The organism is Actinoallomurus acaciae, from assembly GCF_042429965.1.
GTDB classification, from domain to species: Bacteria; Actinomycetota; Actinomycetes; order Streptosporangiales; family Streptosporangiaceae; genus Actinoallomurus; species Actinoallomurus acaciae.
The window spans coordinates 1-924 of record NZ_JBHLZP010001157.1 but is presented as its reverse complement, the minus strand read 5'-3'; the positions used below and the strand labels follow the sequence as shown (position 1 = coordinate 924).

At 73.6% G+C, this 924-nt stretch carries 1 protein-coding gene and 1 pseudogene; both read left to right on the top strand.

What is annotated here, in order from left to right:
* A pseudogene (locus ACFFNX_RS51305) lies at positions 1–461 on the top strand (pyridine nucleotide-disulfide oxidoreductase); the annotation flags it as partial.
* Positions 458–847 (top strand): 4Fe-4S binding protein, encoded by a 390-nt coding sequence (locus ACFFNX_RS51300; RefSeq protein WP_378213796.1) that lies wholly within the window; start codon positions 458–460, stop codon positions 845–847. The pseudogene ACFFNX_RS51305 and the gene ACFFNX_RS51300, both read left to right, overlap by 4 nt.
* Positions 848–924: the final 77 nt, after the last annotated feature.

Sequence of the window (924 nt, the reverse complement as noted above, 5' to 3'; positions counted from 1 at the left end):
GAACGCCCCGAGGGGAACCGCGGGCGAACGGACGGGCGGGGCTGCGGCCCTCGGGCGACGCCGGGCTCTCGGGGGCCGACGTCGTACGGGCGGTGCAGGAGGAGGTGCTGCCGCTGGAGCGCAACCTCTTCCGCAGCGCCGAGGGGCTCGCGGCCTCGCTCGGCTCCCTCGACCCGCTGTGGGAGCGCGCGAAGACTCGTCTCGCCGGCACCGACGGGCGCACGGCGCTGCGGGCGCGCGAGGCCGCGTCGCTGGTGGCCCACGCCCGATGGATGTACCGGGCCGCCCTGGCCCGGGAGGAGTCACGCGGCGTGCACCTGCGGGACGACCGGCCGGAACGGGATCCGGCACTACGGCGCCGGATCCTGACGGGCGGGCTGGATGAGGTGTGGACGGCCTTCGACCCGGTCGCTCCGGTCACCGGGCCGCCCGACGTGACCGGGATGGAGAGGACGCCGTGATCGAGGTCGTGAGCCACGAGCGGTGCGTAGCGTGCGACGTCTGCGTCAAGGTCTGCCCGATGGACGTCTTCGAGCGAGGACCGGACGGCGTTCCGGTCATCGCCCGCCAGTCCGACTGCCAGACGTGTTTCATGTGCGAGGCCTACTGCCCGGTCGACGCCTTGTTCGTCGCCCCGCTGTCCGGCCCGGCGCCGGCGGGCTCGGCCTACACCGACCAGGCCTGGCTGGACCGCTCGAACCGGCTCGGGGCGTACCGCAGAGCGATCGGCTGGGGCCGCGGCCGCACCTCCGGCTCGACCGCCGACCGCAACTTCGTCTTCACCGCCGGCCTGTCCGGCCAGCCCGACCACCGTCCCCCGCCCGGCTCCGACGGCGACGCGCCCTAGGTGTACTGACCATGGAGGTTGGTGACGGCGACACGGATGGATGATCTTGAAGTAGGTGAGGGCCTTCTGGCTCGGTG